This window comes from Aquabacterium sp. TM01 (genome assembly GCF_057808345.1).
In genome coordinates, this window is record NZ_AP046529.1 from 1,960,411 (window position 1) to 1,984,194 (window position 23,784).

Annotated in this window: 25 protein-coding genes; 15 read left to right on the top strand and 10 right to left on the bottom strand. The window is 62.0% G+C overall.

Going from position 1 to position 23,784, the window contains the following annotated elements:
* Nucleotides 1-30: 30 nt before the first annotated feature.
* Nucleotides 31-1,005: a sulfite exporter TauE/SafE family protein gene (locus tag AC3WW4_RS08965; RefSeq protein ID WP_488828061.1), complete on the bottom strand. Its 975-nt coding sequence runs from the start codon at nucleotides 1,003-1,005 to the stop codon at nucleotides 31-33.
* A 118-nt stretch (nucleotides 1,006-1,123) separates the two neighbouring features.
* Between AC3WW4_RS08965 and AC3WW4_RS08970 the strand changes: the two genes are divergently transcribed.
* Complete coding sequence (locus tag AC3WW4_RS08970) at nucleotides 1,124-2,035, top strand: patatin-like phospholipase family protein (RefSeq protein WP_488829716.1); 912 nt, start codon at nucleotides 1,124-1,126, stop codon at nucleotides 2,033-2,035.
* 34 nt (nucleotides 2,036-2,069) lie between these two features.
* On the opposite strand, the gene AC3WW4_RS08975 is transcribed toward AC3WW4_RS08970, so the two are convergent.
* A complete protein-coding gene (locus AC3WW4_RS08975) occupies nucleotides 2,070-2,498 on the bottom strand; it encodes a DUF192 domain-containing protein (RefSeq protein WP_488828062.1) in 429 nt (142 codons plus the stop codon).
* A gap of 205 nt (nucleotides 2,499-2,703) precedes the next feature.
* Between AC3WW4_RS08975 and AC3WW4_RS08980 the strand changes: the two genes are divergently transcribed.
* The 9 genes from AC3WW4_RS08980 (at nucleotide 2,704) to AC3WW4_RS09020 (ending at nucleotide 10,799) form a co-directional block, all read left to right on the top strand.
* Nucleotides 2,704-5,079, top strand: a complete 2,376-nt coding sequence (locus AC3WW4_RS08980) for a heavy metal translocating P-type ATPase (protein WP_488828063.1) — start codon at nucleotides 2,704-2,706, stop codon at nucleotides 5,077-5,079.
* 14 nt (nucleotides 5,080-5,093) lie between these two features.
* Nucleotides 5,094-5,267 (top strand): cbb3-type cytochrome oxidase assembly protein CcoS, encoded by a 174-nt coding sequence (gene ccoS, locus AC3WW4_RS08985; RefSeq protein ID WP_488828064.1) that lies wholly within the window; start codon nucleotides 5,094-5,096, stop codon nucleotides 5,265-5,267.
* Nucleotides 5,268-5,315: 48 nt separating this feature from the next.
* Nucleotides 5,316-6,743 (top strand): cytochrome-c oxidase, cbb3-type subunit I, encoded by a 1,428-nt coding sequence (gene ccoN / locus AC3WW4_RS08990; protein WP_488828065.1) that lies wholly within the window; start codon nucleotides 5,316-5,318, stop codon nucleotides 6,741-6,743.
* Between the two features lie 13 nt (nucleotides 6,744-6,756).
* A complete protein-coding gene (gene ccoO / locus AC3WW4_RS08995) occupies nucleotides 6,757-7,389 on the top strand; it encodes a cytochrome-c oxidase, cbb3-type subunit II (RefSeq protein WP_488828067.1) in 633 nt (210 codons plus the stop codon).
* A 12-nt stretch (nucleotides 7,390-7,401) separates the two neighbouring features.
* Nucleotides 7,402-7,539, top strand: a complete 138-nt coding sequence (locus AC3WW4_RS09000) for a cbb3-type cytochrome oxidase subunit 3 (RefSeq protein WP_320362394.1) — start codon at nucleotides 7,402-7,404, stop codon at nucleotides 7,537-7,539.
* A 14-nt stretch (nucleotides 7,540-7,553) separates the two neighbouring features.
* Nucleotides 7,554-8,489: a cytochrome-c oxidase, cbb3-type subunit III gene (ccoP, locus tag AC3WW4_RS09005; protein ID WP_488828069.1), complete on the top strand. Its 936-nt coding sequence runs from the start codon at nucleotides 7,554-7,556 to the stop codon at nucleotides 8,487-8,489.
* Nucleotides 8,490-8,626: 137 nt separating this feature from the next.
* Nucleotides 8,627-10,120 (top strand): cytochrome c oxidase accessory protein CcoG, encoded by a 1,494-nt coding sequence (gene ccoG / locus AC3WW4_RS09010; protein ID WP_488828071.1) that lies wholly within the window; start codon nucleotides 8,627-8,629, stop codon nucleotides 10,118-10,120.
* Nucleotides 10,121-10,143: 23 nt separating this feature from the next.
* Nucleotides 10,144-10,404 (top strand): nitrogen fixation protein FixH, encoded by a 261-nt coding sequence (locus AC3WW4_RS09015; protein WP_488828073.1) that lies wholly within the window; start codon nucleotides 10,144-10,146, stop codon nucleotides 10,402-10,404.
* A gap of 95 nt (nucleotides 10,405-10,499) precedes the next feature.
* Nucleotides 10,500-10,799: a hypothetical protein gene (locus AC3WW4_RS09020; RefSeq protein WP_488828075.1), complete on the top strand. Its 300-nt coding sequence runs from the start codon at nucleotides 10,500-10,502 to the stop codon at nucleotides 10,797-10,799.
* Nucleotides 10,800-10,854: 55 nt separating this feature from the next.
* Here AC3WW4_RS09020 and fnr read toward each other — a convergent pair whose 3' ends face one another.
* Entirely contained in the window at nucleotides 10,855-11,682 is an 828-nt protein-coding gene (fnr, locus tag AC3WW4_RS09025; RefSeq protein WP_488828077.1) for a fumarate/nitrate reduction transcriptional regulator Fnr, read from the bottom strand.
* 97 nt (nucleotides 11,683-11,779) lie between these two features.
* Here fnr and hemN point away from each other — a divergent pair, with 97 nt between their 5' ends.
* The 3 genes from hemN (at nucleotide 11,780) to icd (ending at nucleotide 15,417) form a co-directional block, all read left to right on the top strand.
* Complete coding sequence (hemN, locus tag AC3WW4_RS09030; RefSeq protein ID WP_488828078.1) at nucleotides 11,780-13,207, top strand: oxygen-independent coproporphyrinogen III oxidase; 1,428 nt, start codon at nucleotides 11,780-11,782, stop codon at nucleotides 13,205-13,207.
* A gap of 27 nt (nucleotides 13,208-13,234) precedes the next feature.
* Entirely contained in the window at nucleotides 13,235-14,047 is an 813-nt protein-coding gene (locus tag AC3WW4_RS09035) for a sulfite exporter TauE/SafE family protein (protein ID WP_488828080.1), read from the top strand.
* Between the two features lie 116 nt (nucleotides 14,048-14,163).
* Nucleotides 14,164-15,417, top strand: a complete 1,254-nt coding sequence (gene icd, locus AC3WW4_RS09040; RefSeq protein WP_488828082.1) for an NADP-dependent isocitrate dehydrogenase — start codon at nucleotides 14,164-14,166, stop codon at nucleotides 15,415-15,417.
* Nucleotides 15,418-15,520: 103 nt separating this feature from the next.
* On the opposite strand, the gene AC3WW4_RS09045 is transcribed toward icd, so the two are convergent.
* Both AC3WW4_RS09045 and AC3WW4_RS09050 read right to left on the bottom strand, forming a co-directional pair.
* Entirely contained in the window at nucleotides 15,521-16,162 is a 642-nt protein-coding gene (locus AC3WW4_RS09045) for a CBS domain-containing protein (protein ID WP_488828084.1), read from the bottom strand.
* Between the two features lie 124 nt (nucleotides 16,163-16,286).
* Entirely contained in the window at nucleotides 16,287-16,577 is a 291-nt protein-coding gene (locus tag AC3WW4_RS09050) for a cold-shock protein (RefSeq protein ID WP_488828086.1), read from the bottom strand.
* 181 nt (nucleotides 16,578-16,758) lie between these two features.
* On the opposite strand from AC3WW4_RS09050, the gene clpS reads away from it, so the two are divergent.
* On the top strand, nucleotides 16,759-17,112 hold the full coding sequence (gene clpS, locus AC3WW4_RS09055; RefSeq protein WP_488828087.1) for an ATP-dependent Clp protease adapter ClpS: 354 nt from the start codon (nucleotides 16,759-16,761) through the stop codon (nucleotides 17,110-17,112).
* Complete coding sequence (gene clpA, locus AC3WW4_RS09060) at nucleotides 17,109-19,436, top strand: ATP-dependent Clp protease ATP-binding subunit ClpA (protein WP_488828089.1); 2,328 nt, start codon at nucleotides 17,109-17,111, stop codon at nucleotides 19,434-19,436. Before clpS ends, clpA begins: the two co-directional genes overlap by 4 nt.
* A 98-nt stretch (nucleotides 19,437-19,534) precedes the next feature.
* Here the strand turns inward: clpA and AC3WW4_RS09065 are convergent, their stop codons facing one another.
* The 5 genes from AC3WW4_RS09065 to AC3WW4_RS09085 are packed head-to-tail and all read right to left on the bottom strand — an operon-like array spanning nucleotide 19,535 to nucleotide 23,777.
* Nucleotides 19,535-20,314, bottom strand: coding sequence for a UDP-2,3-diacylglucosamine diphosphatase (locus AC3WW4_RS09065; protein ID WP_488828091.1), 780 nt, complete (start codon nucleotides 20,312-20,314; stop codon nucleotides 19,535-19,537).
* Between the two features lie 4 nt (nucleotides 20,315-20,318).
* Nucleotides 20,319-20,819 (bottom strand): peptidylprolyl isomerase, encoded by a 501-nt coding sequence (locus AC3WW4_RS09070; RefSeq protein ID WP_488828093.1) that lies wholly within the window; start codon nucleotides 20,817-20,819, stop codon nucleotides 20,319-20,321.
* A gap of 2 nt (nucleotides 20,820-20,821) precedes the next feature.
* The gene (locus AC3WW4_RS09075; protein WP_488828094.1) at nucleotides 20,822-21,376 is read right to left on the bottom strand and encodes a peptidylprolyl isomerase; all 555 of its coding nucleotides are present in this window, start codon (nucleotides 21,374-21,376) and stop codon (nucleotides 20,822-20,824) included.
* Nucleotides 21,373-22,671: a L,D-transpeptidase family protein gene (locus AC3WW4_RS09080; RefSeq protein WP_488828095.1), complete on the bottom strand. Its 1,299-nt coding sequence runs from the start codon at nucleotides 22,669-22,671 to the stop codon at nucleotides 21,373-21,375. Before AC3WW4_RS09080 ends, AC3WW4_RS09075 begins: the two co-directional genes overlap by 4 nt.
* Nucleotides 22,671-23,777, bottom strand: coding sequence for a nuclear transport factor 2 family protein (locus AC3WW4_RS09085; RefSeq protein ID WP_488828096.1), 1,107 nt, complete (start codon nucleotides 23,775-23,777; stop codon nucleotides 22,671-22,673). Before AC3WW4_RS09085 ends, AC3WW4_RS09080 begins: the two co-directional genes overlap by 1 nt.
* Nucleotides 23,778-23,784: the final 7 nt, after the last annotated feature.

Consider the following 23,784-nt stretch of genomic DNA (forward strand, 5'->3'; position numbering starts at 1 on the left):
AAAGGGCCCATCTCGCTGCGGTACAAAACCTCAGTGAAGCGCCCGGTACAAATTGTAGGTACTGATCAGGGCGATAACGCAACCCACAATCGCCAAGAGGGTCTTGGTGTGCAGACGCTTGGTGAGGTAGGCCGCAAAGGGGGCTGCAAACAGCCCGCCCACCACGAGGCCGGCCACTGTGGGCCAGGGCGTCTCGTCGATCAGCATGGCAAACACCGAGGCGCTGATGAAGGTCAGGAAAAACTCTGCCAGGTTGACCGAGCCGATGGTGGTGCGCGGGTCCTGACCTGTGCCCACCAGGGTGGTGGTGACCACCGGCCCCCAGCCACCGCCGCCCACCGCGTCCACATAGCCGCCCAACAGGCCCAGCTTGGCCACATGCTTGGGTGCTTCCTTGCGAACCTTGATGGTGCGGAAAATCTTGCTGACGATGTACAGGCCCATCAGGAACAGGTAAACCGAAATGAACGGCTTGATGACGTTGGCATCGACCGTCGACACCGTCCAGGCGCCCAGCGAGGCACCCAGCATTCCCGGAATCAACAAACGCAGAAACAGGCTGCGGTTGACGTTGCCCAGTTTGACGTGCGCAATGCCCGACACGCCGGTGGTGAACACCTCGGCAATGTGCACGCTGGCACTGGCCACTGCCGGGGTGGAACCGGTGGCCAGCAAGAAACTGGTGGAGGTGATGCCGTAGGCCATGCCCAGTGCGCCGTCCACGGTCTGGGCCAGCAGGCCCACGGCCACGGCCTTCCAGAAGGCGTCTCCAGTCACCGTCTCGGTGATCAGCTCCCAACCTGTGGCATGGTGAGCCCCATTGAACAGCCGGGTGGCCAGATACGCTACCACCGCCACCAGCAAGAACGCCACCGCCCACACGGCCACGCGCAGCACCGGGTGCCGTGAGGGGTGGGTGATGTCGTCTTCAACCGGCGGCAGGCCCAACGCCTGATGCTCGGCGTTGATGGGGTTGTCGCTCAGGTCAAGGTTGCGGATCTTCATGAAACAGGGGCAAACGGATAGGGCCACAATTGGCAGAGTCGGATCCTATCGAGCGTACATATATATGAGAAGAATTTTTTTGGATGGTACTTATTGCCAAAAAGCATATAAGAAGGTGTTGCCCAAGGCCTTGTCACTGGGTTTGCTGGTTCTGGTGACCGGATGTGGGCACATCCTGCCCGGCCAGTCTCCAGCCACGCCCCCTGCGGTCACGCCATCCGTCCCCGTGGTGGTTCAGCCCAAGCCGGCTCCCAAGCCCCCCCGTATCGGCCTGGCACTCGGGGGCGGTGCCGCCCGTGGGTTTGCCCACATCGGTGTCTTGCAGGTGTTGGAAGAAAACGGCATCAAGCCAGATGTCATCGTCGGCACCTCGGCCGGCAGCGTGGTCGCGGCGCTCTATGCCTCAGGCAAGACGCCGACCGAGCTGGGGCACATGGCCATGACGCTGGATGAGTCCACGATCACCGACTGGGTGTTCCCCGGGCGCTCGCTGCTCAAGGGCGAAGCGCTGGCCAAATTCGTGCGCAGCAGCACGGGCGGGCGATCGATCGAGGCCATGCGCCCGCCGCTGGGCATCGTCGCCACCGATTTGCAAACCGGGCAGCCCATCTTGTTCCGTCGCGGTGACCCGGGGGCCGCAGTGCGTGCCTCCAGCGCCGTGCCGGCGGTTTTCTCTCCGGTCAAGATCGGGGGGCGCGAGTACATCGACGGCGGTGCCGTCTCGCCGGTGCCCGTGCGCTATACCCGCCAGATGGGGGCAGATGTGATCATTGCGGTCGACATCTCCGCCATTCCAGAGGGGCAGTCCACCAAAGGCGCGGTCGACATCTTGCTGCAGACCTTCAACATCATGGGGCACGCCATCAGCCAGTGGGAGATGGCCGAGGCCGATGTGGTCATGCGGCCCAAGCTCCAGGGGGTGGGCAGTGCCGACTTTGGTGCACGCCGCCTGTCCATCATGGCCGGTCGCGAAGCTGCGCTGACGATGCTTCCCAAATTGCGCGAGCGCATTCAGGCCAAAACCCAGTGACGGCCCTGGCCGCCGTTACCGCCGTGACACCGCTTCAGCGCGGGGTGCCGAACGGTTCCCCGCGCAGCTGACTACCTGGCTTGATGCCGCGTTTGCTGAACCAGCCGGTGTTCATTTCCAGCACAAAACGCACCGGGCGTGTCGAGCAGTTGCTGTCCAGGCTCTGCGGCGTCATCTCGGCCAGATTGACGACCGTGCCGTCGTCGGCCACGAAGGCGATCTGCAAGGGAATCAGAGTGTTCTTCATCCAGAAGCACTGTTGTCCCGGACGGTCAAACACGAACAGCATGCCTTCATTGGTGCCCATGCTGGTGCGGTGCATCAAGCCGATTTGATGTTGTTCGGGTGTCAGGGCCATCTCGGCCTTGATGATGTGCATGCCCGCACCCAAGGGCAGGGTCGGTAGCCGTTGGGCTTGCGACAGCGCCTGTGCCTGGGTGGGCGCGTTCCACAAAACGCCCATCAGGCAAAAGCAAGCGAGCGCAAAGCCAGTTCGGCACAAGCGAGTTGGCGCGCCACGCAACACACTCCGGGGCATCGACAAGTCCATCATCAGGGCTAACCCTCTGTTTCGGTTTAAAGTCCGGGCTTGGCAAACCAAGGCTCAGGCTTGATTTGACGGGGCCTCCACAGGGGCCGTCGCCCACCGCCACTGTAGCAGCGAGCTCATGAACAACGTCGCGATTGAACCCAGCGGATCCGCCGCTGCCCTGCTCACGCCTGCCCAGCAAGCGGGCCTCGACGACCCCGATTTGCTCCAGCAGTGCGTGGTTGAAATCCCCATGGGCAGCAGCCTGCGGCGCATTGGCCTGGGGCTGTCCGGTATGTACTGCGCTGCGTGCGCCATCACCATCGAAGATGCCTTGAAAAAGGTGCCGGGTGTGTCCGAAGTGCAAGTGCAGGCCACATCCCAGCGCGCCCGGATTCTGGTCCATCCTGAAAAAGTCAAACTGTCCGAGCTGGTCACGGCTGTGCAAGAGGCGGGCTACCGAGCCTGGCCAGATGCCGCCGCCCGAGCGGGGCACGAACGCCTGCGCGAACGGCGTGTGTTGTTGTGGCGCTTGTCCGTGGCCGCTTTTTGCATGATGCAGGTCATGATGATCACCTGGCCGCAGTACGTGGCCGGGCAAGACGTCATCCCTGCCGACCTGTGGAACCTCATGAACTGGGCCTGTTGGGTTCTGAGCCTGCCGGTCATGTTGTTTTCTTGCGGTCCCTTCCTTCAGGGGGCGTGGCGAGCGGCCCGGCACGGCAGGGTCTCCATGGACACCCCCGTGTCACTGGGCATCCTGGGCACCTTCATCGTCAGCACAGGCGTGACCTTTGGCAATCAGGATCTGTTTGGCCACGAGGCCTATTTCGATTCGCTGACCATGTTCGTCACCTTCCTGCTGGCCGGACGCTGGCTGGAGTCCCGTGCGCGTGAGCGCGTCACCCAGTCCTTGGAGGCCATGTGCGTGCGCCTGCCCGAGGCGGTCGAACGGGCCGTGAACGCCGAGGAAGACATCGCCACCGTCGCCAGCGAGTCGACGCCGCTGTCGTCCCTTCGCCACGGTGATCGCGTGCGCGTCGCCGTGGGCCAGGCCTTCCCGGCCGATGGGCAGATTCTGCTCGGCGAAACCGAGGTGGACGAGTCCCTGCTGACCGGTGAGTCCCGTGCTGTGCCGCGCCGCGTCGGGCAGATGGTGGTGGCTGGCAGTCTCAATATGGGGGCGCCCGTCTGGATGGCCATTGAGCGGCTGGGCCCGGACACCCGCTACCAGCAAATCGTCTCCCTCGTCCACCAGGCCATGACCGAGAAACCCGGATGGATGCGTTTTGCCGACCGCATGGCGGCGCCTTTTCTGTGGGCGGTCATTGCCCTGGCAGGGCTGGGCGCTCTGGTCTGGCAGTGGATCGACCCGTCCAAGTCCATCTGGGTGGCGGTGTCGGTGCTGGTGGTGACCTGCCCTTGTGCGCTGTCCCTGGCGGCACCCTCTGCCTTGCTTGCCGCCGCTGGTGCCATGGCGCGCAAAGGCCTGTTGGTGCGCCGTCTCGACGCGCTGGAGGCGCTGGCCGAGATCGACAAAGTCTATTTCGATAAAACCGGCACCCTCACCGAAGGCGAGCTGTCCGTTGTGTCCCTGGCGACTCCCGAGGGGCGTGTGCCGGCAGGTCAAGGTCTGCCGGCTGCACAGATTGAGCGCTGGGGCCTCGCGGCAGCGCTGGCGTCTTATTCGCAACACCCCTTGTCCCGCTCTCTCGTCAAGGCCGCGCAAGAGGCAGGTGGCTGGCCTGCCACCTCCTGGATTGACGTGCGGGAGCAAGCCGGCAAGGGTGTTCAGGCCACCGATGCGCAAGGGCGCGTCTGGCGTCTGGGTCTGCTGAGCTGGGTCTTGGCGACGCAGGCGGACGATGCGGCCTGGTGGCAGTCAGAGGCTGACGCACGGGTTTGGATGGCCGCTGTGACGGCCAGCGGTGCCCTGGTGCCTGAGAGCGTGACCGGCTTCGTGTTCGATGAGGTCTTCCGTCAGGAGGCCCGCCCGACCGTGCAGCGTTTGCGCGAATTGGGCTGTCAGTCTGCGCTCCTGTCTGGAGACCAGTCTGCACGTGTGCATGCCGCAGCCCGGCACCTGGGGCAGGGCGAAGACATGGTGGTCGCGCAGGCTCAGGCCACCCCGGAAGACAAACTCAACGTCATCGCCCGCATTCAAGCCGAGGGTCACCGGGTGGCGGTGGTGGGCGACGGCATCAACGACGCGCCCGTGCTGGCCAAGGCCGATGTGTCGGTGGCGCTGGACCAAGGGGCTGCCTTGGCACAGTCACAAGCCGACCTCATCATCCTGGGTGGGCGTCTGCTGGGCCTGCCCGAAGCTGTGGTGATCAGCCGACAGGCGATGCGCATCGTCCGACAGAACCTCGCTTGGGCAGCGCTCTACAACGCCTCCTGCATTCCCCTGGCGCTGGCGGGCTTGATGCCGCCATGGCTGGCTGGCCTGGGTATGGCGCTGAGCTCCTTGGGCGTGGTGCTGAATGCGCTTAGACTCGGCGGCGCCCGTGCTTGAAGCGGTACCCCATCATGGAAATCCTCTACGTCCTCATTCCCGTCTCCGTCTTGCTGGTCCTGGCCATTCTGGCCGTGTTGGGCTGGTCTGTTCACAGCGGACAATTCGAGGACATCGAACAAGAGGGGCTGCGCATTTTGCAGGATGAGCAAAAAGACCAACCCAAGGTTGAGCCTCATCAAAAATAACCCTAGGTTTGCCCCCACAATTCACGCTGTAACAAAGGAGAAGAAGAGATGGCAACCACCCACTCTGCCACGTACAACGATACAGTTGTTCGGCAGTTCGCCATTGCGGCCGTTGTTTGGGGTGTCGTCGGCATGGCCGTCGGCGTCCTGATCGCGTCCCAATTGGCATGGCCGGAACTCAATTTCGGCATCCCCTGGCTGTCCTACGGCCGGCTTCGTCCACTGCATACCAATGCGGTGATTTTTGCGTTTGGCGGCTGCGCCCTGTTTGCCACGTCTTACCACGTGGTGCAACGTACTTGCCAAACTCGCCTGTTCGCAGGTCCTCTGGCTGCTTTCACCTTCTGGGGTTGGCAACTGGTCATCCTGCTGGCCGCGATCTCGCTGCCTCTGGGCTTCACCACCGGCAAGGAATACGCCGAGCTGGAATGGCCCATTGACATCCTGATCACGCTGGTGTGGGTCGCGTACGCTGTCGTGTTCTTCGGAACCGTCGGTACCCGCAAGATCCGTCACATCTATGTGGCCAACTGGTTCTACGGTGCCTTCATCATCGCCGTGGCCCTGCTGCACATCGTCAACAGCGCAGAAATCCCTGTCTCCCTGACCAAGTCCTACTCGGCCTACGCCGGTGTGCAGGACGCCATGGTTCAGTGGTGGTACGGCCACAATGCCGTGGGCTTCTTCCTGACAGCTGGCTTCCTGGGCATGATGTACTACTACATCCCCAAGCAAGCCGGCATGCCCGTGTACTCGTATCGCCTGTCGATCGTGCACTTCTGGGCGCTGATCTTCACCTACATGTGGGCGGGTCCTCACCACCTGCACTACACGGCGCTGCCTGACTGGACCCAGTCCGTCGGCATGGTGTTCTCGCTGATCCTGTTGGCACCCTCGTGGGGCGGCATGATCAACGGCATCATGACCCTGTCGGGTGCCTGGTACAAGCTGCGCGATGACGCCATCCTGAAGTTCCTGATCGTGGCCCTGTCGTTCTACGGGATGTCCACCTTCGAAGGTCCGATGATGTCCATCAAGACCGTGAACTCCCTGTCGCACTACACCGACTGGACCGTGGGTCACGTTCACTCCGGCGCTCTGGGCTGGGTGGGTCTGATCTCGATGGGCTCGCTGTACTACCTGATCCCGCGCATGTTCGGTCGCCAGACGATGTATTCCGTCTCGGCCATCTCCGTGCACTTCTGGGCTGCGACCATCGGCATCGTGCTGTACATCGCCGCCATGTGGATTGCCGGCGTGATGCAGGGTCTGATGTGGCGTGCGGTCAACCCGGACGGCACCTTGGTCTACAGCTTCGTTGAAAGTGTCAAGGCAACCTATCCCTTCTACGTGATCCGCGTCGCGGGCGGCCTGCTCTACCTGGGCGGCATGATCCTGATGCTGTGGAACACCGTGATGACGGCCATGGCCGGTCGCGCAGTCAATGCGCCGATCGCTCAGCCCGCTCACGCCTGAGGAGGACAAGAACATGGCTGATCAAAACCACAAGCCCAAGCTCTTCTCCCACGAGAAGATTGAAACCAGCAACTTCCTGATGATCGTGCTGACCCTGCTGGTCGTGTCGGTCGGTGCGCTCGTCGAGATCGTGCCGCTGTACTTCCAGCGCAGCACCACGCAACCGGTTGACGGCCTCAAGCCCTACACCGCGCTGCAGTTGGCTGGCCGTGACGTTTACATCCGCGAGGGCTGCTACAACTGCCACTCGCAGATGATCCGTCCCTTCCGTGCCGAAACCCTGCGCTATGGTCACTACTCCATGGCCGGTGAGTTCGTGTACGACCACCCCTTCCAGTGGGGTTCCAAGCGGACCGGTCCTGACCTGCACCGCGTGGGCGGCAAGTACTCGGACGAATGGCATGCCGTTCACCTGAACAACCCGCGTGACGTGGTGCCCGAGTCCAACATGCCGGCTTACCCCTGGTTGGCTCAAACCAAAGTGGAAGACGGCCTGAAGGTGGCGCCCCGTATGGAAGCCCTGCGCAAGGTGGGCGTGCCTTACACGGACGCCGAGATCAAGGCAGCTGACGAAGAGGTCAAAGGCAAGACCGAACTCGAAGCCGTGATCTCTTACCTGCAGGTCCTCGGTACCGCAGTCAAATAAGGAGCGACGCACATGGACATCATTGTTGCCAGAAGCATTTTCACCGTGGTGTGTCTGTGCGTTTTCGTGGGCATTGCTGTGTGGGCGTTCTCGCGCCGCAACAAGGCTCAGTTTGAAGAGGCAGGTCGCCTGCCTCTCGCAGAAGATTGATTGGAGGCTCAGACATGAGCGACTTCATTTCGAGTGGATGGTCCTGGTACGTCATCGGGATCGTTGTGTTCGGCTTGGTCTATTGCGCATTCGTGCTCATTGGTGCCGCCAAACACAAGATCGTGTATGACGCACAAGGCAATGTTGACAAGACCACCGGTCACATCTGGGACGAAGACCTGCGTGAATTGAACAACCCGCTGCCTCGCTGGTGGCTGTTCCTGTTCATCTTCACGCTGGTGTTTGCCGTCGGTTACCTGGCGCTGTATCCAGGCCTGGGCCACAACAAGGGCACGCTGAACTGGACCTCCAAGGGCCAGTTGGAAGCGGAGATTGCCAAGGCCAAGGTTGAAGAGGAAAAGATCTACGCGGGATTCCGTCCAGCGGCGGTCGAAGACCTGGCTCGTGATCCGAAAGCGCAAGCAATCGGTGAGCGCCTGTTCCTCAACAACTGTGCGGCTTGCCACGGCTCTGACGCCAAGGGCTCCAAGGGCTTCCCCAACCTGACCGACAACGACTGGCTGCACGGTGGTTCGCCTGAGAAGATCAGTGAAACCCTGCACCAGGGGCGTCGCGGCATGATGCCTCCGATGGCTGCTGCCGTCGGTGGTCCTGAGGAAGTTCGTCAGGTTGCCAACTACGTGTTGAGCCTGTCGGGCAGTGGTCACAACTCGATCCTGGCCGAACTGGGCAAGGACAAGTTCAAGGCCGCTTGCGCTGCCTGCCACGGGGCCGACGGCAAGGGCACGCAGGCACTCGGCGCGCCCAACCTGACCGATAAGATCTGGCTGCATGGCTGGGGCGAAGAGGCCATCGTGCGCATGATCAACAACGGCAAGACCAACGTCATGCCTGCTCAGGCTGCTCGTCTGACCGAAGACCAGATCAAGGTGTTGACCGCCTACGTCTGGGGTCTGTCTCGCCCGACACAGACGGCTCAGGCCAAGTAAGCAACGTGCGCTCTGAATGGGTATCGGCCTTCAAGCTTGATGCTCATCAAGAGTCGCAGTAAATTCAAGCGGAGGTGGTTGATGCATGATACCTTGGTGGGTATCCGGCTCAGCCCCTCCGCTTTTTCATTTGCGCCATGACCGAACCACAAAAGAACACCGAAGCGTCCCCACGCGTGATTCCCATCAAGGCCGAAGCGGCCTCGTCCGATGCAGCCAAAGCGGCGCGCCGTGAGGAGATTGTTTCTCTTTACAAGAAGACGGAGAAAGTCTACGCCCGCGAGGTGACCGGCTGGTTCACGAACTGGCGCTGGGTCATGGTTTGGGTGACCCAACTGGTGTTTTACGTCACGCCCTGGCTGTACTGGAACGACCGTCAGGCCGTCCTGTTTGACCTGGGCACGCGTCGCTTCTATCTGTTCAACTTGGTTCTGTATCCGCAGGATCTGGTCTATCTGACCGCCTTGCTCGTCATCTCGGCGTACGGACTCTTTCTCTTCACCACCGTGGCCGGTCGTTTGTGGTGCGGTTACGCCTGCCCACAATCGGTCTACACCGAAATGTTCATGTGGGTGGAGAACAAGATCGAAGGCAGTCGTGCCAAGCGCATGAAGATGGACAAGTCGCCCATGACGGCGGAGAAGTTGGCGCGCAAGTCTGCCAAACACGCGGCATGGATTGTTCTGGCGCTGTGGACCGGCTACACCTTCGTGGGCTATTTCTCCCCGATTCGCGAGCTGTGGCAATCGGTGATCTCGTTCGGCCTGGGGCCGTGGGAAACCTTCTGGATTCTGTTTTACGGGTTTGCCACCTATGGCAACGCTGGTTTCATGCGCGAGCAGGTCTGCAAGTACATGTGTCCGTATGCGCGCTTCCAGAGCGCCATGTTCGACCGCGACACGCTCATCATCAGCTACGACGAGAAGCGCGGTGAACCCCGTGGTGCCCGTTCGCGCAAGGCCAACGCCCAGTCCATGGGGCAGGGCGACTGCATTGATTGCACCTTGTGTGTCCAGGTTTGCCCTACGGGCATCGACATCCGTAAGGGCTTGCAATACGAGTGCATCGGGTGTGCTGCATGCATCGACGCCTGCGACAGCGTGATGGACAAAATGGGCACGCCCCGCGGCCTGATCCGTTATTCCACCCAAAATGCGATGGAAAAGGGGTGGGGGAACAGCGAGATGTGGGGGCGTGTCAAACGGCCACGGGTGCTGCTGTACACCAGCATCCTGATTCTGGTGTTGGCCGCTTTCGTGACCAGCCTTTTCAGTCGCCCCCCCTTCCGTGTGGACATCGTTCGTGACCGTGGCGCGCTGGCCCGTGTGGTGGATGATGGCTACATTGAGAACGTTTACCGCGTGCAGTTGATGAACGCCAGCGAGCGCGTGCAGCGCTACCGCGTGGGCGTGGAGCAACTGAGCCAGGCCAAGGTACAGGGCGGCGACAACGTCGTTCTGGGCCCCGCTGAGGCCCGTTGGGTCCCGGTCTCCGTGCGCATCCCGCCTGAAGTGGGTGCGCGCCTGGGCACGGGTGCAACAGGCGTCACCATTCTGGTGGAGCAGTTACGCCAGGGTGATGCCCCGCAAGTCGATGTCCGCGAGAAGACCACTTTCCTGGTCCCTCGCTGATGCCTGCAATCTTTGGAAATGACATGACACAGCCTCTCACGACACAAACCCCCTCGACACCCGTGGACAATCCGCCTTGGTATCGCCTGCCCATCGTCTGGATGGTCATTGGCGGGCCTGCGGCGGTCGTGGTTGCCTCGCTGTTCACGGTCGGCGTGGCGGTGAAAAACATCGATCCGGTGTTGGACACCTCCGCGACCCCGACACAGAAGGAGGCCCCGGCTTCCAAGGCTCGCAATCATGCCAACGAGGACGCCACACCGACCGCGCCTGCCGAGCGCTGAACCCCTCTGGCTGTCAGCCTAGGGTTTCTTCTGCTGATGGATGGGGCAGGCGAGCGCAACATGTGTCTTGTCTCCCATTCATCAAGGAGAAGGGCATGACACGTAACGCGCTCCGTGCAGGTCAGGTTCTCTGGCCGTCCTTTGTGGTGGCCGGTGTTCTGGAAATGCTGGTCTTCAGTGTGCTGGATCCGTCCACGCTGAGTTTCGGTGCCTGGCGCCCAGAATCTGTCACGGTCTACAGCTTGGCTTTTTTCGTCTTCTGGGCGCTGATTGCAGTGGCTGCCGCCGCCGCGCAGTGGATGGCAGCGTCTAACCAGGGCGGCGAGCCGCCCCACGTTGAATCGCTGCCTTCCCGCCGGCGCCGTTCACGCCACGGCACCGCTCAGCACGTTTGAAGCGTGCAGCAAAAAGCCCGCTCGCAGCGGGCTTTTCATTGGGGCCACTCTGGCCTCAACCTTTGACGCTGTTTACCAAGGCGCGCAAACCGGCTTCATTGGTAATGCGGATGTCGCGCTGCTTGACCTCCAGCAGGCCTTCGTCCTGGAACTTGGAGAACGTACGGCTGACCGTCTCGAGCTTCAAGCCCAGGTAGCTGCCGATCTCTTCACGCGTCATGCGCAGCACCAGGGCCGAGGCCGAAAAGCCGCGCGCATGAAGACGCTGAGTCAGGTTGAGCAGGAACGCCGCCAGGCGCTCTTCTGCGCGCATGCTCCCCAGCAACAGCATCACCCCATGGTCGCGCACAATTTCGCGACTCATGATCTTGTGAAACTGGTGCTGCAGGTCGGAGAACTCGCGCGACAACTCTTCCAGTTGCCCGTAAGGAATCACGCACACCTGCGAGTCTTCAAGGGCGATGGCGTCGCAGGCGTGCCGGTCGGTGCTGATGCCGTCCAGCCCCAGCAGTTCACCGGCCATCTGGAAGCCGGTCACCTGATCGCGGCCGTCTTCCGATGACACACGCGTCTTGAAAAAACCAGTGCGCACGGCGTACACCGAGCGGAAGGCATCGCCAGTGTGAAAGAGGGCATCTCCGCGCTTGACCGTGCGGCGTGTGGCCACCAGCGAATCGAGGTGGCTCAGTTGAGGTTGGGTCAGGCCAACGGGCAGACACAACTCGCGCAGATTGCAGCTGGAGCACGCCACCTTGAAGGCGTCCAACTTGACCCCGCCGCAGGAGGTGGTGGCCTCCGATTGCTCGCCCTGATGGCCTTGAGGCTGGTTCGAGGAAGCGCTGGTGCCGCTGACGTCGGTGATCGGAAAAATACTGTTCAACATGAGTAACCTCAAAGCCTGCCCGATTGTTGCCGCAATGACGGCTGAGAAATTGAGTTAGATCAACCCTGATGCCCGCGAGTTTGGCACAGTGGCTCACATGAGTGAACCTGTCCTGATTTCCGTACTGCCCTACACGCCCGTTGTGTCACGCGACATGCTGTCGCGCTTGGACGTCAACGGGCCGCGGTACACCTCCTACCCGACGGCCGATCGGTTTGTGGAGGCTTACGGGCCTGCTAACTATCGCCAGGCACTGCAGCAACGCGCAGAAGGCGGCGGCGTCATTGGCGGTGCGGCGACGCCTTTGTCAGTGTACGTGCACATTCCCTTTTGCGAGTCGGTTTGCTATTACTGCGCCTGCAACAAGGTCATCACCAAGCATCACGAGCGGGCGACGGAGTACCTGGAAGCCCTGCGAACCGAAATCGATTTGGTCAGCGCTCAGCTGGGAGCCCCGCAGCCCTTGTCGCAATTGCATTTTGGCGGCGGCACGCCCACGTTCCTGAATGACGACGAACTGGGGGGGCTTATGGCCACCCTGCGCACGGCTTTTCGCTTTGTGGAAGGTGGCGAGTACGCCATCGAAATCGACCCCCGCACCATTGACGCGGGCCGCCTCAAGCGTCTGGCGGCGATGGGTTTCAACCGCCTGAGCTTTGGGGTGCAGGATTTCGATCCCGACGTGCAGCAGGCCGTCCACCGCGTTCAGCCGTTCGAGCAAGTGGCCGAACTCATGCAAGCCGCACGGGCGGAAGGCTTCATGTCCATCAACATGGACCTGATCTATGGCCTGCCCAAGCAGACCCCAGAGAGCTTTCAGCGCACCATGCAACAGGTCAGCTCCCTGAAGCCCGACCGCATTGCCTTGTACGCCTACGCCCACCTGCCTCAGCGGTTCAAGCCCCAACGGCGCATCCATGCTCCCGATCTGCCCAAGGCCGAAGACAAGATCGGCATGCTCTCGACCGCCATTGAGGCCTTTGGTCAGGCAGGTTATGACTACATCGGCATGGACCACTTCGCCTTGCACCATGACAGTCTGGCCGTGGCGAAGCGCCAAGGTCGCCTACATCGCAACTTCCAGGGCTACAGCACCCATCCAGACAGCGATCTGATCGCGCTGGGCGTGTCGGCCATTGGCAAGGTCGGGGCCCACTATTGCCAGAATGCCAAGACGCTCGACGAGTATTACGACGCTCTGCGTCGCGGTGAATTACCCATCGTTCGCGGCCTGACCCTTTCGCGCGACGACCTGGTGCGCCGTGCCGTGATCATGGCCGTGATGTGCCAGGGGCGTGTCGACTATGAATCCATCGAGCTCGCCTACCTGATCAATTTCAGGCAATACTTCGAGGCTGAACTGCGCCTGCTGGAGCCACTCGTCGAGTCGGGGTTGGTGCAAATGGAGTCTGACGGTGTGCGCGTTACGCCCCTGGGGTGGTACTTTGTGCGGGCAGTGGCCATGGTGTTCGACCGCTATATCCAGGCCGACAAGACCTTGGAGCGCTTCTCGCGCATCATCTGAGTCTGTACGCGCGCACCGGGAGCCGACATGCTGACCGGATTGATGTTGACCGCCTTTCTCATGGGCCTGGGAGGCATCGCGCACTGTGCCGCCATGTGCGGTGCGCCGTGCGCGGCGGCCTTGCCACGAGGCGTGCCCGGGCTGGCGCTCGTGGGGCGCTGCCTGGCCTACATGCTCCTAGGGCTGGTTGCCTCTACGGGCGCGGGCCTGATCTCCCGCTGGGGCCAGCAGATCAGCATGTTGCAGCCGATCTGGGTGATGCTGCAGCTCGCAGCCGTGTTGCTCGGGCTGTGGTTGCTGTGGACGGGGCACATGCCTCGCCAGGTCAATGCCTGGGGGCAGCAGGCCTACCACCGTGCGCGTCAAAAAGTGATGGGCGATGGCGCCCCAGGTTGGTTGCGAGCCTCTCGCCCCGTATTGCCTTTGATTGCAGGTTTGGCCTGGGGCGTCATGCCTTGCGGCTTGCTGTATGCCGCCCTGATGGTGGCGGCGCTGGCCTCCGAGCCCTGGGGTGGGGCCGCAGTGATGCTGGCCTTTGCCGTGCCCAGTGCCTTCGGCGTCTGGGCTGCCCCCGCGCTGCTGAAATGGCTGGGCCGTCGCACACAGCGTCCGCCCGAGACGGCCGGTGCCACGGTGGCGGTGGTGCCCATCCTGTGGTTCAAGTCCCAAGACGAGGCCGACCCGCATTTAGTGCCCAAGGGGCAGGGCGCCACCCCGGCCCCGGCCACCTTGATTGACCCTCGCTGGGCCGTTCGCCTTGCTGGCCTGAGCCTGGCCCTGATCGCTGCCTGGGCGGTGTCTCACCAACTGGTGGCGCAATGGCAGGCATGGTGTGCATGACCCTGGTGTTATCGCCTGATGTGATGCACGGGGGCGCGCAGTAGAATCAAAATCGACCGTTGCCGACATCCATGGCACCGGAATCACGGATAACGCCAAACGCGGAGACCTACATCATGTATCAGCACATCAAGGTGCCCGAAGGCGGGCAGAAGATCACGGTGAACCCGGACTTCTCCCTGAATGTTCCCAACAACCCCATCATTCCCTACATCGAGGGGGATGGCACCGGTTTCGACATCACGCCTGTGATGATCAAGGTGGTGGATGCGGCCGTGGCGAAGGCTTACAACGGCGCCCGCAAGATCCACTGGATGGAGATCTACGCGGGCGAGAAGTCCTGCCGCGTGTACGGTCCCGATGTGTGGCTGCCTGAAGAGACCCTGCAGGTCCTCAAGGACTACGTCGTGTCCATCAAAGGCCCGCTCACCACGCCCGTGGGTGGCGGCATCCGTTCGCTGAACGTTGCCCTGCGCCAGGAACTCGACCTGTATGTTTGCTTGCGCCCGGTGCGTTACTTCAAGGGCGTGCCTTCGCCGGTGAAAGAGCCCCAGAAGACCGACATGGTGATCTTCCGTGAAAACTCGGAAGACATCTACGCTGGCATTGAGTTTGAAGCTGAAAGCGACAAGGCCAAGAAGCTGATCAAGTTCCTGCAGGACGAGTTCGGCGTCAAGAAGATCCGCTTCCCTGACACCTCGGGCATCGGCATCAAACCCGTCTCGCGTGAGGGCACCGAGCGCCTGGTGCGCAAGGCGCTGCAGTACGCCATCGACAACGACAAGCCCAGCGTGACCATTGTCCACAAGGGCAACATCATGAAGTACACCGAGGGTGGCTTCCGTGATTGGGGCTACGCCCTGGCGCAAAAGGAGTTCGGTGCCGAACTGATCGATGGCGGCCCGTGGTGCAAGTTCAAGAACCCCCGTACCGGCAAGGACATCCTGGTCAAGGACGCCATCGCCGACGCCTTCTTGCAGCAGATCCTGCTGCGTCCGGCCGAGTACAGCGTGATCGCCACACTGAACCTCAACGGCGACTACGTGTCGGACGCGCTGGCCGCGCAGGTCGGTGGCATCGGCATTGCGCCGGGCGCCAACCTCTCCGACTCGGTGGCCATGTTCGAGGCCACCCACGGCACGGCACCGAAGTACGCGGGCAAGGACTACGTGAACCCGGGCTCAGAAATTCTGTCGGCCGAGATGATGCTGCGTCACATGGGTTGGCTGGAAGCGGCTGACCTGATCATCTCCTCCATGGAGAAGTCCATCCTCAGCAAGCGGGTCACCTATGACTTCGCGCGCCTGCTGGACGGCGCCACCCAGGTGTCGTGCTCCGGCTTCGGTGAGGTCATGATCGAGCACATGTGATCGACGCGGCTGCGTGTACACGCAGCCGATCTGTCCGACACGAGCCCCTGATGCGCGCGCGCGTGTCAGGGGCTTTTTGCATGAGGGTGGGCGACAGGCGCCCTCAACTCCAGAGATCCAAGGGTGGATCGGTGGCCAGGGCGCGCAGCAGGTCCGAGCGCGAGACGAAGCCAATCACTTGGCCCGCGTTCTCGGTCACAGGCAGACCCGGCAGGCCGGTTTCCAGCAGCAGCGAAGCCACTCGTCGCAGATCGGTGTCGACATGGGCGCTGGGAACCGGGGACCACATGACCTGGCTGACGGGTTGACTCATCATGGTTTGCCACGTGGCGGCGTCGTCCACGGTCGGTGCCAGCCACTGTGGTGGTAGCAAGTCGGCGCGGGTGACCAGTCCCACCAGGGCGCTTTGCGCGTCGACGACGGGGGCCTGCCCGATGCCGTGGTCTTTCAAGACTTGCCAGGCCTGGCGAACGCTGGCGTCAGCACGGATCACATGAGAAGGGCGTCGCATGACATCCCCGACCACAGCCAAGGGTTGGCGGGCCGGTGGTGCATAGGCTTGCAGTGCGTGGTGTGCGCCGGGAGGCGTGCCCGCGCTGCCGTAGCCCGGGCTGTCTTCGTCGAGGCCGGTGGCCACGGCGGTGGACGCGCGCACTTTGGCTGCCGGCGTGAGGGACTGCGTTTTGCGAAGTTGCTCCAAGGTGCCAGAGAACACCTGACCAATGGGGCTGTAGACATAGAACATCTGCGTGCCTCAGGACCTTGTCATGCTGGAATGTTGAAAAGGGTAGCGCAATTCGACGCCACAAATGAAAAAGCCCGCCAAAGGCGGGCTCTGCAGCAGCGGTGGATGACAGACACCGATGCGGTCAATGGGGCAGGCTGTGTACCGTGCTGGGGTGATCCCGGAAATGGAGGTCGTCCAGTCCTCCGGGCGTCGTGTCGGGTCCCGCGCCATCGATTTGCTGGATGTTGTGGGCGAGCATGCCCTTGGGCCCCGCCACCAGTTCGTATTGCACGCGCGAACCCTGCTTCAGCGTGCGAAAACCGTCCATCTGAACAGCGGAGAAGTGCGCGAAGACATCGCCGCCGCCCTGATCCGGTTCGATGAAACCAAACCCTTTGGCGTCGTTGAACCATTTGACAATCCCTGTGGCCATGATCAAGCCCTCCTGTTAATTTGTTCACATTCTTGGGCGATGGCGCGGCACTGTCAAGACACCAAATGTGACGAGAGCATGCTCGCATTCCCTCGGTATATCGGACACGGCCCACCTTGAATCCACAAGGGTGAACCCAACATGACCAAGCAGGGATCTGGTGCTCCCGTAGAATCAATCCATGACCATTTCTTTACACCAGCGTGCCGCCACGCAACCTCCCGCACCGGGCGGAGAGGGGGAGGGCGCGGTCGTTGTCGAGAAGCAGGCGCAACGGGTCGAGCCCCCGAAGCTCTACCAGGTGGTGATGCTCAATGACGATTTCACACCGATGGAGTTCGTTGTTTACGTATTGCAGATCCATTTTCGCCACGACATCGAATCGGCTACTCAAATCATGCTAAAAATCCATCACGAGGGTCGTGGTGTGTGCGGTGTCTACACCAAGGACATCGCGGCCACAAAGGTCGAACTCGTTCTTGCCGCCGCCCGTGAATCCGGGCATCCCTTGCAGTGCATTATGGAGACCGCATGATTGCGCAAGAGTTGGAAGTCAGTCTGCACATGGCCTTCGTCGAGGCCCGTCAGCAACGCCATGAGTTCATCACGGTCGAGCATTTGCTCCTGGCCTTGATCGACAACCCTTCAGCTTCCGAGGTGTTGAAAGCTTGTGCCGCGAACACAGATGAACTGCGCAAAAGTCTGGATCAGTTCGTCCGCGACAACACGCCTACCGTGGGCGGCACCGATGAGGTGGATACGCAACCCACGCTGGGTTTCCAGCGGGTGATTCAGCGCGCCATCATGCACGTGCAGTCTTCTGGCAATGGCAAGAAGGAAGTCATGGGCGCCAACGTGCTCGTGGCCATCTTCGGTGAGAAGGACTCGCATGCCGTGTACTACCTGCACCAGCAGGGCGTGACCCGTCTCGACGTGGTCAACTTCATCGCGCACGGCATCCGCAAGACCGATCCGCCTGAGTCGTCTCGTTCAAATCCTGAGCCCGGTTCGGGCGCGGGTGAGGCTGAGCGCGAAGAAGCCGAAAGCAAGGCCTCTCCGCTGGAGCAGTACACCCAGAACCTGAACCAGCAAGCTCGCGACGGCAAGATCGACCCGCTCATCGGGCGTGACGCCGAGGTGGAGCGGGTCATCCAGGTGCTGTGCCGTCGCCGCAAGAACAATCCGCTGCTGGTGGGCGAGGCCGGTGTGGGCAAGACCGCGATTGCGGAAGGCCTGGCTTGGCGCATCACCCAGAAGGACGTGCCCGATGTGCTGGCCGACGCAGAGGTTTTTGCGCTCGACATGGGCGCCTTGCTGGCCGGTACCAAGTACCGCGGTGATTTCGAACAGCGCCTGAAGGCGGTGATCAAGCAGCTGAAGGAGCAGCCAGGGGCTGTTCTCTTCATTGATGAGATCCACACCCTGATCGGTGCCGGTGCGGCTTCGGGCGGCACGCTCGATGCCAGCAATCTGCTCAAGCCCGCCTTGAGCTCCGGCCAGCTGAAGTGCATTGGCGCCACCACCTTCACCGAGTACCGCGGCATCTTCGAGAAGGATGCGGCCTTGTCGCGTCGTTTCCAGAAAGTGGAAGTGGCTGAACCCTCGGTTGAGCAGACCATCGAGATCCTCAAGGGCTTGAAGTCGCGCTTCGAAGAGCACCACAGCGTCAAGTACTCCCTGAACGCCTTGCAGGCGGCAGCCGAATTGTCGGCCAAGTTCATCAACGACCGTCATTTGCCAGACAAGGCCATTGACGTGATCGACGAGGCCGGCGCAGCCCAGCGCATCCTGCCCAAGAGCAAGCAGAAAAAGACCATCACGCGTGCCGAGGTGGAAGACATTGTGGCCAAGATTGCCCGCGTGCCTTCGACCAGTGTGTCGAGTGACGATCGCTCCAAGCTGAAGACGCTGGACCGTGACCTCAAGAGCGTGGTGTTCGGTCAGGATGTGGCCATTGACGCGCTGGCTTCGGCCATCAAGATGGCCCGCTCCGGCTTGGGCAAGCCAGACAAGCCGATCGGCTCCTTCCTGTTCAGCGGGCCCACCGGGGTCGGCAAGACCGAGGTGGCCAAGCAGTTGGCCTACATCCTGGGCATCGAGTTGATCCGCTTCGACATGTCGGAGTACATGGAGCGTCACGCGGTCAGTCGCTTGATTGGCGCGCCTCCGGGTTATGTTGGCTTCGACCAAGGCGGTCTGCTGACCGAGGCGGTGTCCAAGAAGCCCCATGCGGTGCTTTTGCTCGATGAAATCGAGAAGGCACACCCGGATGTGTTCAACATCCTGCTGCAGGTGATGGACCACGGCACGCTGACCGACAACAACGGACGCAAGGCAGATTTCCGCAACGTCCTGATCATCATGACGACCAACGCGGGTGCAGAAACCCTGCAGAAGTCGACCATCGGGTTCACCACGCAGCGCGAGTCGGGTGACGAAATGGCCGACATCAAGCGGGCCTTCACGCCGGAGTTCCGCAACCGTCTGGACGCCATCGTGGGCTTCAAGCCGCTGGATGAGGACATCATTCTGCGGGTGGTCGACAAGTTCCTGTTGCAACTCGAGAGCCAGTTGGTCGAAAAGAAGGTCGAGGTCACCTTCACCGATGCCTTGCGCCGTCACCTGGCCAAGCGCGGCTTCGACCCGCTCATGGGGGCCCGCCCGATGCAGCGCCTCATTCAGGACACGATCCGCCGTGCACTGGCCGATGAGTTGCTCTTCGGCAAGCTGGTGGATGGGGGCCGTCTCACCGTGGACGTGGTCGAGAAGGCCGATGCCGAGCCTGAAATCAAGCTGGACATTCAGTCGTCAGGCAAGAAGAGCGACAAGGCCAAGCCAGAGCCCGCCACAGCGGCCTGATCCGCGCGAGCGGCGTGCGTGATGACCGAAACCGGTTGCGCGTCACCCATGACAAAGGGCCAGCAATGCTGGCCCTTTGTGCGTGTGCGTCGTCCGTTTCAGGCCAGCGCGATGCGCTCGAATCCGCTGGCCTGCCAGCGTAGCACTTCTGCGCGGGGGTGACTGTGGTCCAGATCCCAGTCGCTCAGGACGTGACGCATCCCGCCTGATCCGCCAAATGGCTCGCTCTGAGGTCGATGGGTGTGGCCGTGGATGAGGATGGTGGCGTTGGCCGCTTGCATCCACTCGCCCGCCGTGCTTTCGTCCACATCGGCCCATGCTGACTGCGTCTGTGTTTGCTGGTGGGCCTGACTGGCTGCGCGCATCTGGCGAGCCTGGTCGAGGCGTGCATTCAGCGGCGCTGACAGGAAGGCGGACTGCCATGCGGTTTGTCGCACCTGAGCACGAAAGCGCAGATAGGCTGTGTCGGCCAGGCACAGTTCGTCGCCATGCATCAGCAGAGCCCGCTGTCCCCAGGCGCTGAGCACAGTTGGGTCATGCAAGGGGTGCGCGCCACAGTCGGCCAGCATCTCGGCGCCCAGCAGGAAGTCGCGGTTGCCCAACATGATGCCCAGGTAACACCGACGACCGACCTCACGCAGCATGCGGACGCACAGCTGCTCGTAGGTTTGCTGACGCATGTCGTCACCTACCCAGGCTTCGAACAGGTCGCCCAGGATCATGACGGCATCGGCCGGCGTGTCGCGCAGGTAGGCCGCCAAGGCCGCCGTGGTCTGCGGCAGATCCTCGTGCAGGTGCAGGTCGGATATGAAATCAATGCACCGCCACGAGGGCGGTGCATTGAGGATGTCCGGCGTGGGGAAGGGGGGCTTCCCCATGAAATCAGACTTCGATGGCCTTGGTGATCACCACGTCGTCGAGCGGGACGTCGTCATGGAAGCCCTTGCGGCCGGTCTTGACCTTTTCGATCGCATCGACCACTTCGCTGCCAGCGACCACTTTGCCGAACACGGCATAGCCCCAGCCCTGAGCCGATTCCGACTTGAAGTTCAGGAAATCGTTGTCGGTGCCGTTGATGAAGAACTGTGCGCTCGCCGAGTGCGGCGCGCTGGTACGGGCCATGGCAATGGTGTACTTGTCATTCTTCAGGCCATTGTTGGCCTCGTTCTGGATCTCACCCTTGGTTGGCTTTTGCTTCATGCCGGGCTCGAAACCGCCACCCTGGACCATGAAGCCCTTGATGACGCGGTGGAAGATCGTGCCATCGTAGTGGCCGGCCTTCACGTACTCGAGAAAGTTGGCCACGGTGATCGGGGCCTTGGCGTCGTCCAGTTCCAGGCGGATGGTGCCGGCGGTGGTTTGCAGTTCAACGGTCTTGGTCATGCTTATTTCTCGATGGAGACTTGTTTGATGATGATGGGGGTGGTGGGCACGTCGCCGTGCGGGCCCATGCGCGTGGTGTTGACCTTGCGAATCTTGTCGACCACATCCATGCCTTGGGTCACCTTGCCGAAGACGGCATAGCCATCACGCGAGGCGGGCCCCGTGGCGTTCAGGAACGCATTGTCCTTCACATTGATGAAGAATTGTGCGGTGGCCGAGTCAGGCACACCGGTGCGTGCCATGGCAACGGTGCCGCGCACATTGCTCAGGCCATTGCCGCTCTCCAGCGGGATCGGTGGGTTCGTGGGCTTTTCGCGCATGTCGGCGGTCATGCCGCCGCCTTGAATCATGAACCCGTCTATCACCCGATGAAAGATCGTGCCGCTGTAGTGGCCGGACTTCACGTAGGCCAGGAAGTTCGCCACGGTCTTGGGGGCTTTGGCGGCATCCAGTTGAATGACGATGTCACCCTGGTTGGTGCTGAGCTTGACGGTCTGGGCCTGCGCTGCCAAGGCGCTGAGGCCGATGACGCTGGCCAGGATCACATTGCGAATCATCCGATCACTCCTTCATAGAAGATTTTCCAGAGGCCACCCTCTTTGCCCCAGTATTGACGTTTCACGGACCCGGTTCGTTGACCTTCAGCGATTTCACCAAAGGTCACAACCAAGATGTCGCCCTTGTCCTGCCAACCCAGGATGGCCAGGTCCTTGAGTTCGATGGCCTTGCCACGCAATTCGCCGACATCGCGTTCGACGGACTGGCGCCAGCGCGTGAAATCCTTGTTGCCACTGGAGAACTGGGGCGAGTAAAAGGACATGACGCGGCCAATGTCCCCACTGGCGCGGGCCACGCGCCAGCCTTCGATCATGTTCTGCAGACTGCGCCGCTGGGGCTCGACCTTGGTCGGTGTGACCCACTGCAGAGAGCGGGCGATCACGACGGGGGTGGTGCGAGGTTGAACCTGGTCGAGGATGCTCTGCAACTCGGGGTTGGCCAGTGCCACACAGCCGTCGGTGCTTTCTGGGCTGCGGGCATAGCTGTCGCTCGGTACCCCGTGCAGCCAGATGCCGTTGCCGGTGCGGCCGAGCCGACGGTCATACTCGTTGGGGTAGTTCAAGGGCAAGGCGCCGGCACCGTAGAAGTCGGTCAACTGGCTGGGGTTGAGTCGGCTGGTGATGTAGTACACGCCCAGCGGGGTGCGTTGATCGCCTTCGAAGCTCTTTTCGGGACCCAGTTTGCCGATAGAGGCGTAGTGGTCAGCGATCAGCCGCAGGCCGTCGGGGCCGTTCTGAAAAAGATACAGACGTGAACGGCTGGCATCGACGGCGATGGCATGTCGGGTTGTGCTCGGCAAAGAGATGAACTGTGCCGGTAGCGAGCCTTCAGGGGGGCGCTCACGCAAGGCGGTCAGGCGCCGGTTGGCTTCGACGCGCAGCTGGGTGAGGCGCTCCTGGGCCTTGCCTGCCAGGGTGGCTGGTGCGTTGCCCATGGTAGGCAAGGCGTGGGTGCGCGCCAGCAGCAGATCACCGTACACCAACTGCGCCAAGTGGAAGTTGGGTACATCGCGCACCAGCGACTCCGCCTTGGTCAACGCCGCATCGGCCTGAGCGCTGCCGACCAGTCGGTAGATTTCCAGCAGGCGCGCTTCGGCACTGGCCGATTGACGGGGCAGGGCACGCGGGGCGGAGGGCGGGCTGGGTTTGACCTGAGGCGTTGCCTTCGAGGTTGGCGCAGGTGCTTTTCTGGCTCGTGAGGGTTCGTTCTCACGAGCGCTTGCGCTGCCGTGCAGGCCCAGGGCCAAACTCAGCAGCAAGGCCGAAACAGATGTTCGGCGGGACACGTACTTCATCACGAACCGGCGCTTTCCTTCACAATCAGCCACTTGCCGCCCGAGCGAACCATCTCCAGGCGCTTGGTGCTGTTGATGTTCAGGCTGTCCGCACGATAAGCTTGGCGGTAGCGCACAGACGCCTTGTCACCCTTGATGTCGACATCGATGTTGGAGACATCCACGCTGATGCTGCGCTTGCTGACAATGCGGTCACGGCGCTCGGCTTCCCAGGCCTTGCGCGAGCCCTTGCCGCCATCGAAGTCGCGGGTGTAGGCGGCGTAATAGCCATTCATGTCCTTGCGGCTCCAGGCGGCGGCCCAGCGTTCAATCGCCGAAGCGACGTCACGCTCAGCCGCTTTGCTGTCAGCCTTGGGCTCGGCTTTGGGCTCAGCTTTGTGTTCCACCTTGGGCTCGGCCTTGGCCACCACCACGGGAGCGGGCGCTGGCTTGGGTGGCGCGGCCACCGGTGCCGGGGGCGGTGCGACCACAGGCGCGGGAGGCGTCACCGTGGCCGGGCGCGCGACCACCGGGGCGGGCGGGGTGGCGCTGCCACCTGCTGCAGCCACGATGCTGTTGCGCTCCTTGGGGAACAGGTCGCGCACCATAGCGAGCTTGGGTGCCACTGCCGAGCGAGTGTCGATCTGGAGGGCCTTCGAATAGGCTTGGCTCGCCAACTTGGCGTAGACGTCGCCCAGGTTCTCGTAGGCCGTTGCGTAGCTGGGGTTGGTGCGGATGGCCATTTCCAGGGCGTTGCGGGCCTTGTCATACTGACCTTGCTGCGCGTAGAGCACGGCGAGGTTGTTGAAAGGCTCGGGCAGCTCCGGGTAATCTTCGGTCAGCTTGGTAAAGACCGTCACCGCTTCGGCTGAGCGACCAGCCTGCGACAGGCTGATGCCCCGCAGGAAACGCATCATCGGGTCGCGAGGCTTGCCGTTGAGGTATTGATCCGCCTTCTGGAGGGCTTCGGTGTTCTTGCCTGCGGCGAGCAACTTCTGGACATCGGCGATGTCATCTGCGCGGGCACTCAAGGTGACCATCGACAAGGCGGCGACAGTCAGGCATTGAGCCGCGAGGGACGTCAGACGCAACCCGAATCGGGACGCAGCAGATTGCATGAGGGACATGGGCAAA

Coding starts and splice junctions, on each gene's coding strand:
- AC3WW4_RS08965 (WP_488828061.1), bottom strand. CDS start 1,005: ATGAAGATCCGCAACCTTGACCTGAGCGACAACCCCATCAACGCCGAG.
- AC3WW4_RS08975 (WP_488828062.1), bottom strand. CDS start 2,498: ATGGGCGTTTTGTGGAACGCGCCCACCCAGGCACAGGCGCTGTCGCAA.
- AC3WW4_RS08980 (WP_488828063.1), top strand. CDS start 2,704: ATGAACAACGTCGCGATTGAACCCAGCGGATCCGCCGCTGCCCTGCTC.
- ccoS (WP_488828064.1), top strand. CDS start 5,094: ATGGAAATCCTCTACGTCCTCATTCCCGTCTCCGTCTTGCTGGTCCTG.
- ccoN (WP_488828065.1), top strand. CDS start 5,316: ATGGCAACCACCCACTCTGCCACGTACAACGATACAGTTGTTCGGCAG.
- ccoO (WP_488828067.1), top strand. CDS start 6,757: ATGGCTGATCAAAACCACAAGCCCAAGCTCTTCTCCCACGAGAAGATT.
- AC3WW4_RS09000 (WP_320362394.1), top strand. CDS start 7,402: ATGGACATCATTGTTGCCAGAAGCATTTTCACCGTGGTGTGTCTGTGC.
- ccoP (WP_488828069.1), top strand. CDS start 7,554: ATGAGCGACTTCATTTCGAGTGGATGGTCCTGGTACGTCATCGGGATC.
- ccoG (WP_488828071.1), top strand. CDS start 8,627: ATGACCGAACCACAAAAGAACACCGAAGCGTCCCCACGCGTGATTCCC.
- AC3WW4_RS09015 (WP_488828073.1), top strand. CDS start 10,144: ATGACACAGCCTCTCACGACACAAACCCCCTCGACACCCGTGGACAAT.
- AC3WW4_RS09020 (WP_488828075.1), top strand. CDS start 10,500: ATGACACGTAACGCGCTCCGTGCAGGTCAGGTTCTCTGGCCGTCCTTT.
- fnr (WP_488828077.1), bottom strand. CDS start 11,682: ATGTTGAACAGTATTTTTCCGATCACCGACGTCAGCGGCACCAGCGCT.
- hemN (WP_488828078.1), top strand. CDS start 11,780: ATGAGTGAACCTGTCCTGATTTCCGTACTGCCCTACACGCCCGTTGTG.
- AC3WW4_RS09035 (WP_488828080.1), top strand. CDS start 13,235: ATGCTGACCGGATTGATGTTGACCGCCTTTCTCATGGGCCTGGGAGGC.
- icd (WP_488828082.1), top strand. CDS start 14,164: ATGTATCAGCACATCAAGGTGCCCGAAGGCGGGCAGAAGATCACGGTG.
- AC3WW4_RS09045 (WP_488828084.1), bottom strand. CDS start 16,162: ATGTTCTATGTCTACAGCCCCATTGGTCAGGTGTTCTCTGGCACCTTG.
- AC3WW4_RS09050 (WP_488828086.1), bottom strand. CDS start 16,577: ATGGCCACAGGGATTGTCAAATGGTTCAACGACGCCAAAGGGTTTGGT.
- clpS (WP_488828087.1), top strand. CDS start 16,759: ATGACCATTTCTTTACACCAGCGTGCCGCCACGCAACCTCCCGCACCG.
- clpA (WP_488828089.1), top strand. CDS start 17,109: ATGATTGCGCAAGAGTTGGAAGTCAGTCTGCACATGGCCTTCGTCGAG.
- AC3WW4_RS09065 (WP_488828091.1), bottom strand. CDS start 20,314: ATGGGGAAGCCCCCCTTCCCCACGCCGGACATCCTCAATGCACCGCCC.
- AC3WW4_RS09070 (WP_488828093.1), bottom strand. CDS start 20,819: ATGACCAAGACCGTTGAACTGCAAACCACCGCCGGCACCATCCGCCTG.
- AC3WW4_RS09075 (WP_488828094.1), bottom strand. CDS start 21,376: ATGATTCGCAATGTGATCCTGGCCAGCGTCATCGGCCTCAGCGCCTTG.
- AC3WW4_RS09080 (WP_488828095.1), bottom strand. CDS start 22,671: ATGAAGTACGTGTCCCGCCGAACATCTGTTTCGGCCTTGCTGCTGAGT.
- AC3WW4_RS09085 (WP_488828096.1), bottom strand. CDS start 23,777: ATGTCCCTCATGCAATCTGCTGCGTCCCGATTCGGGTTGCGTCTGACG.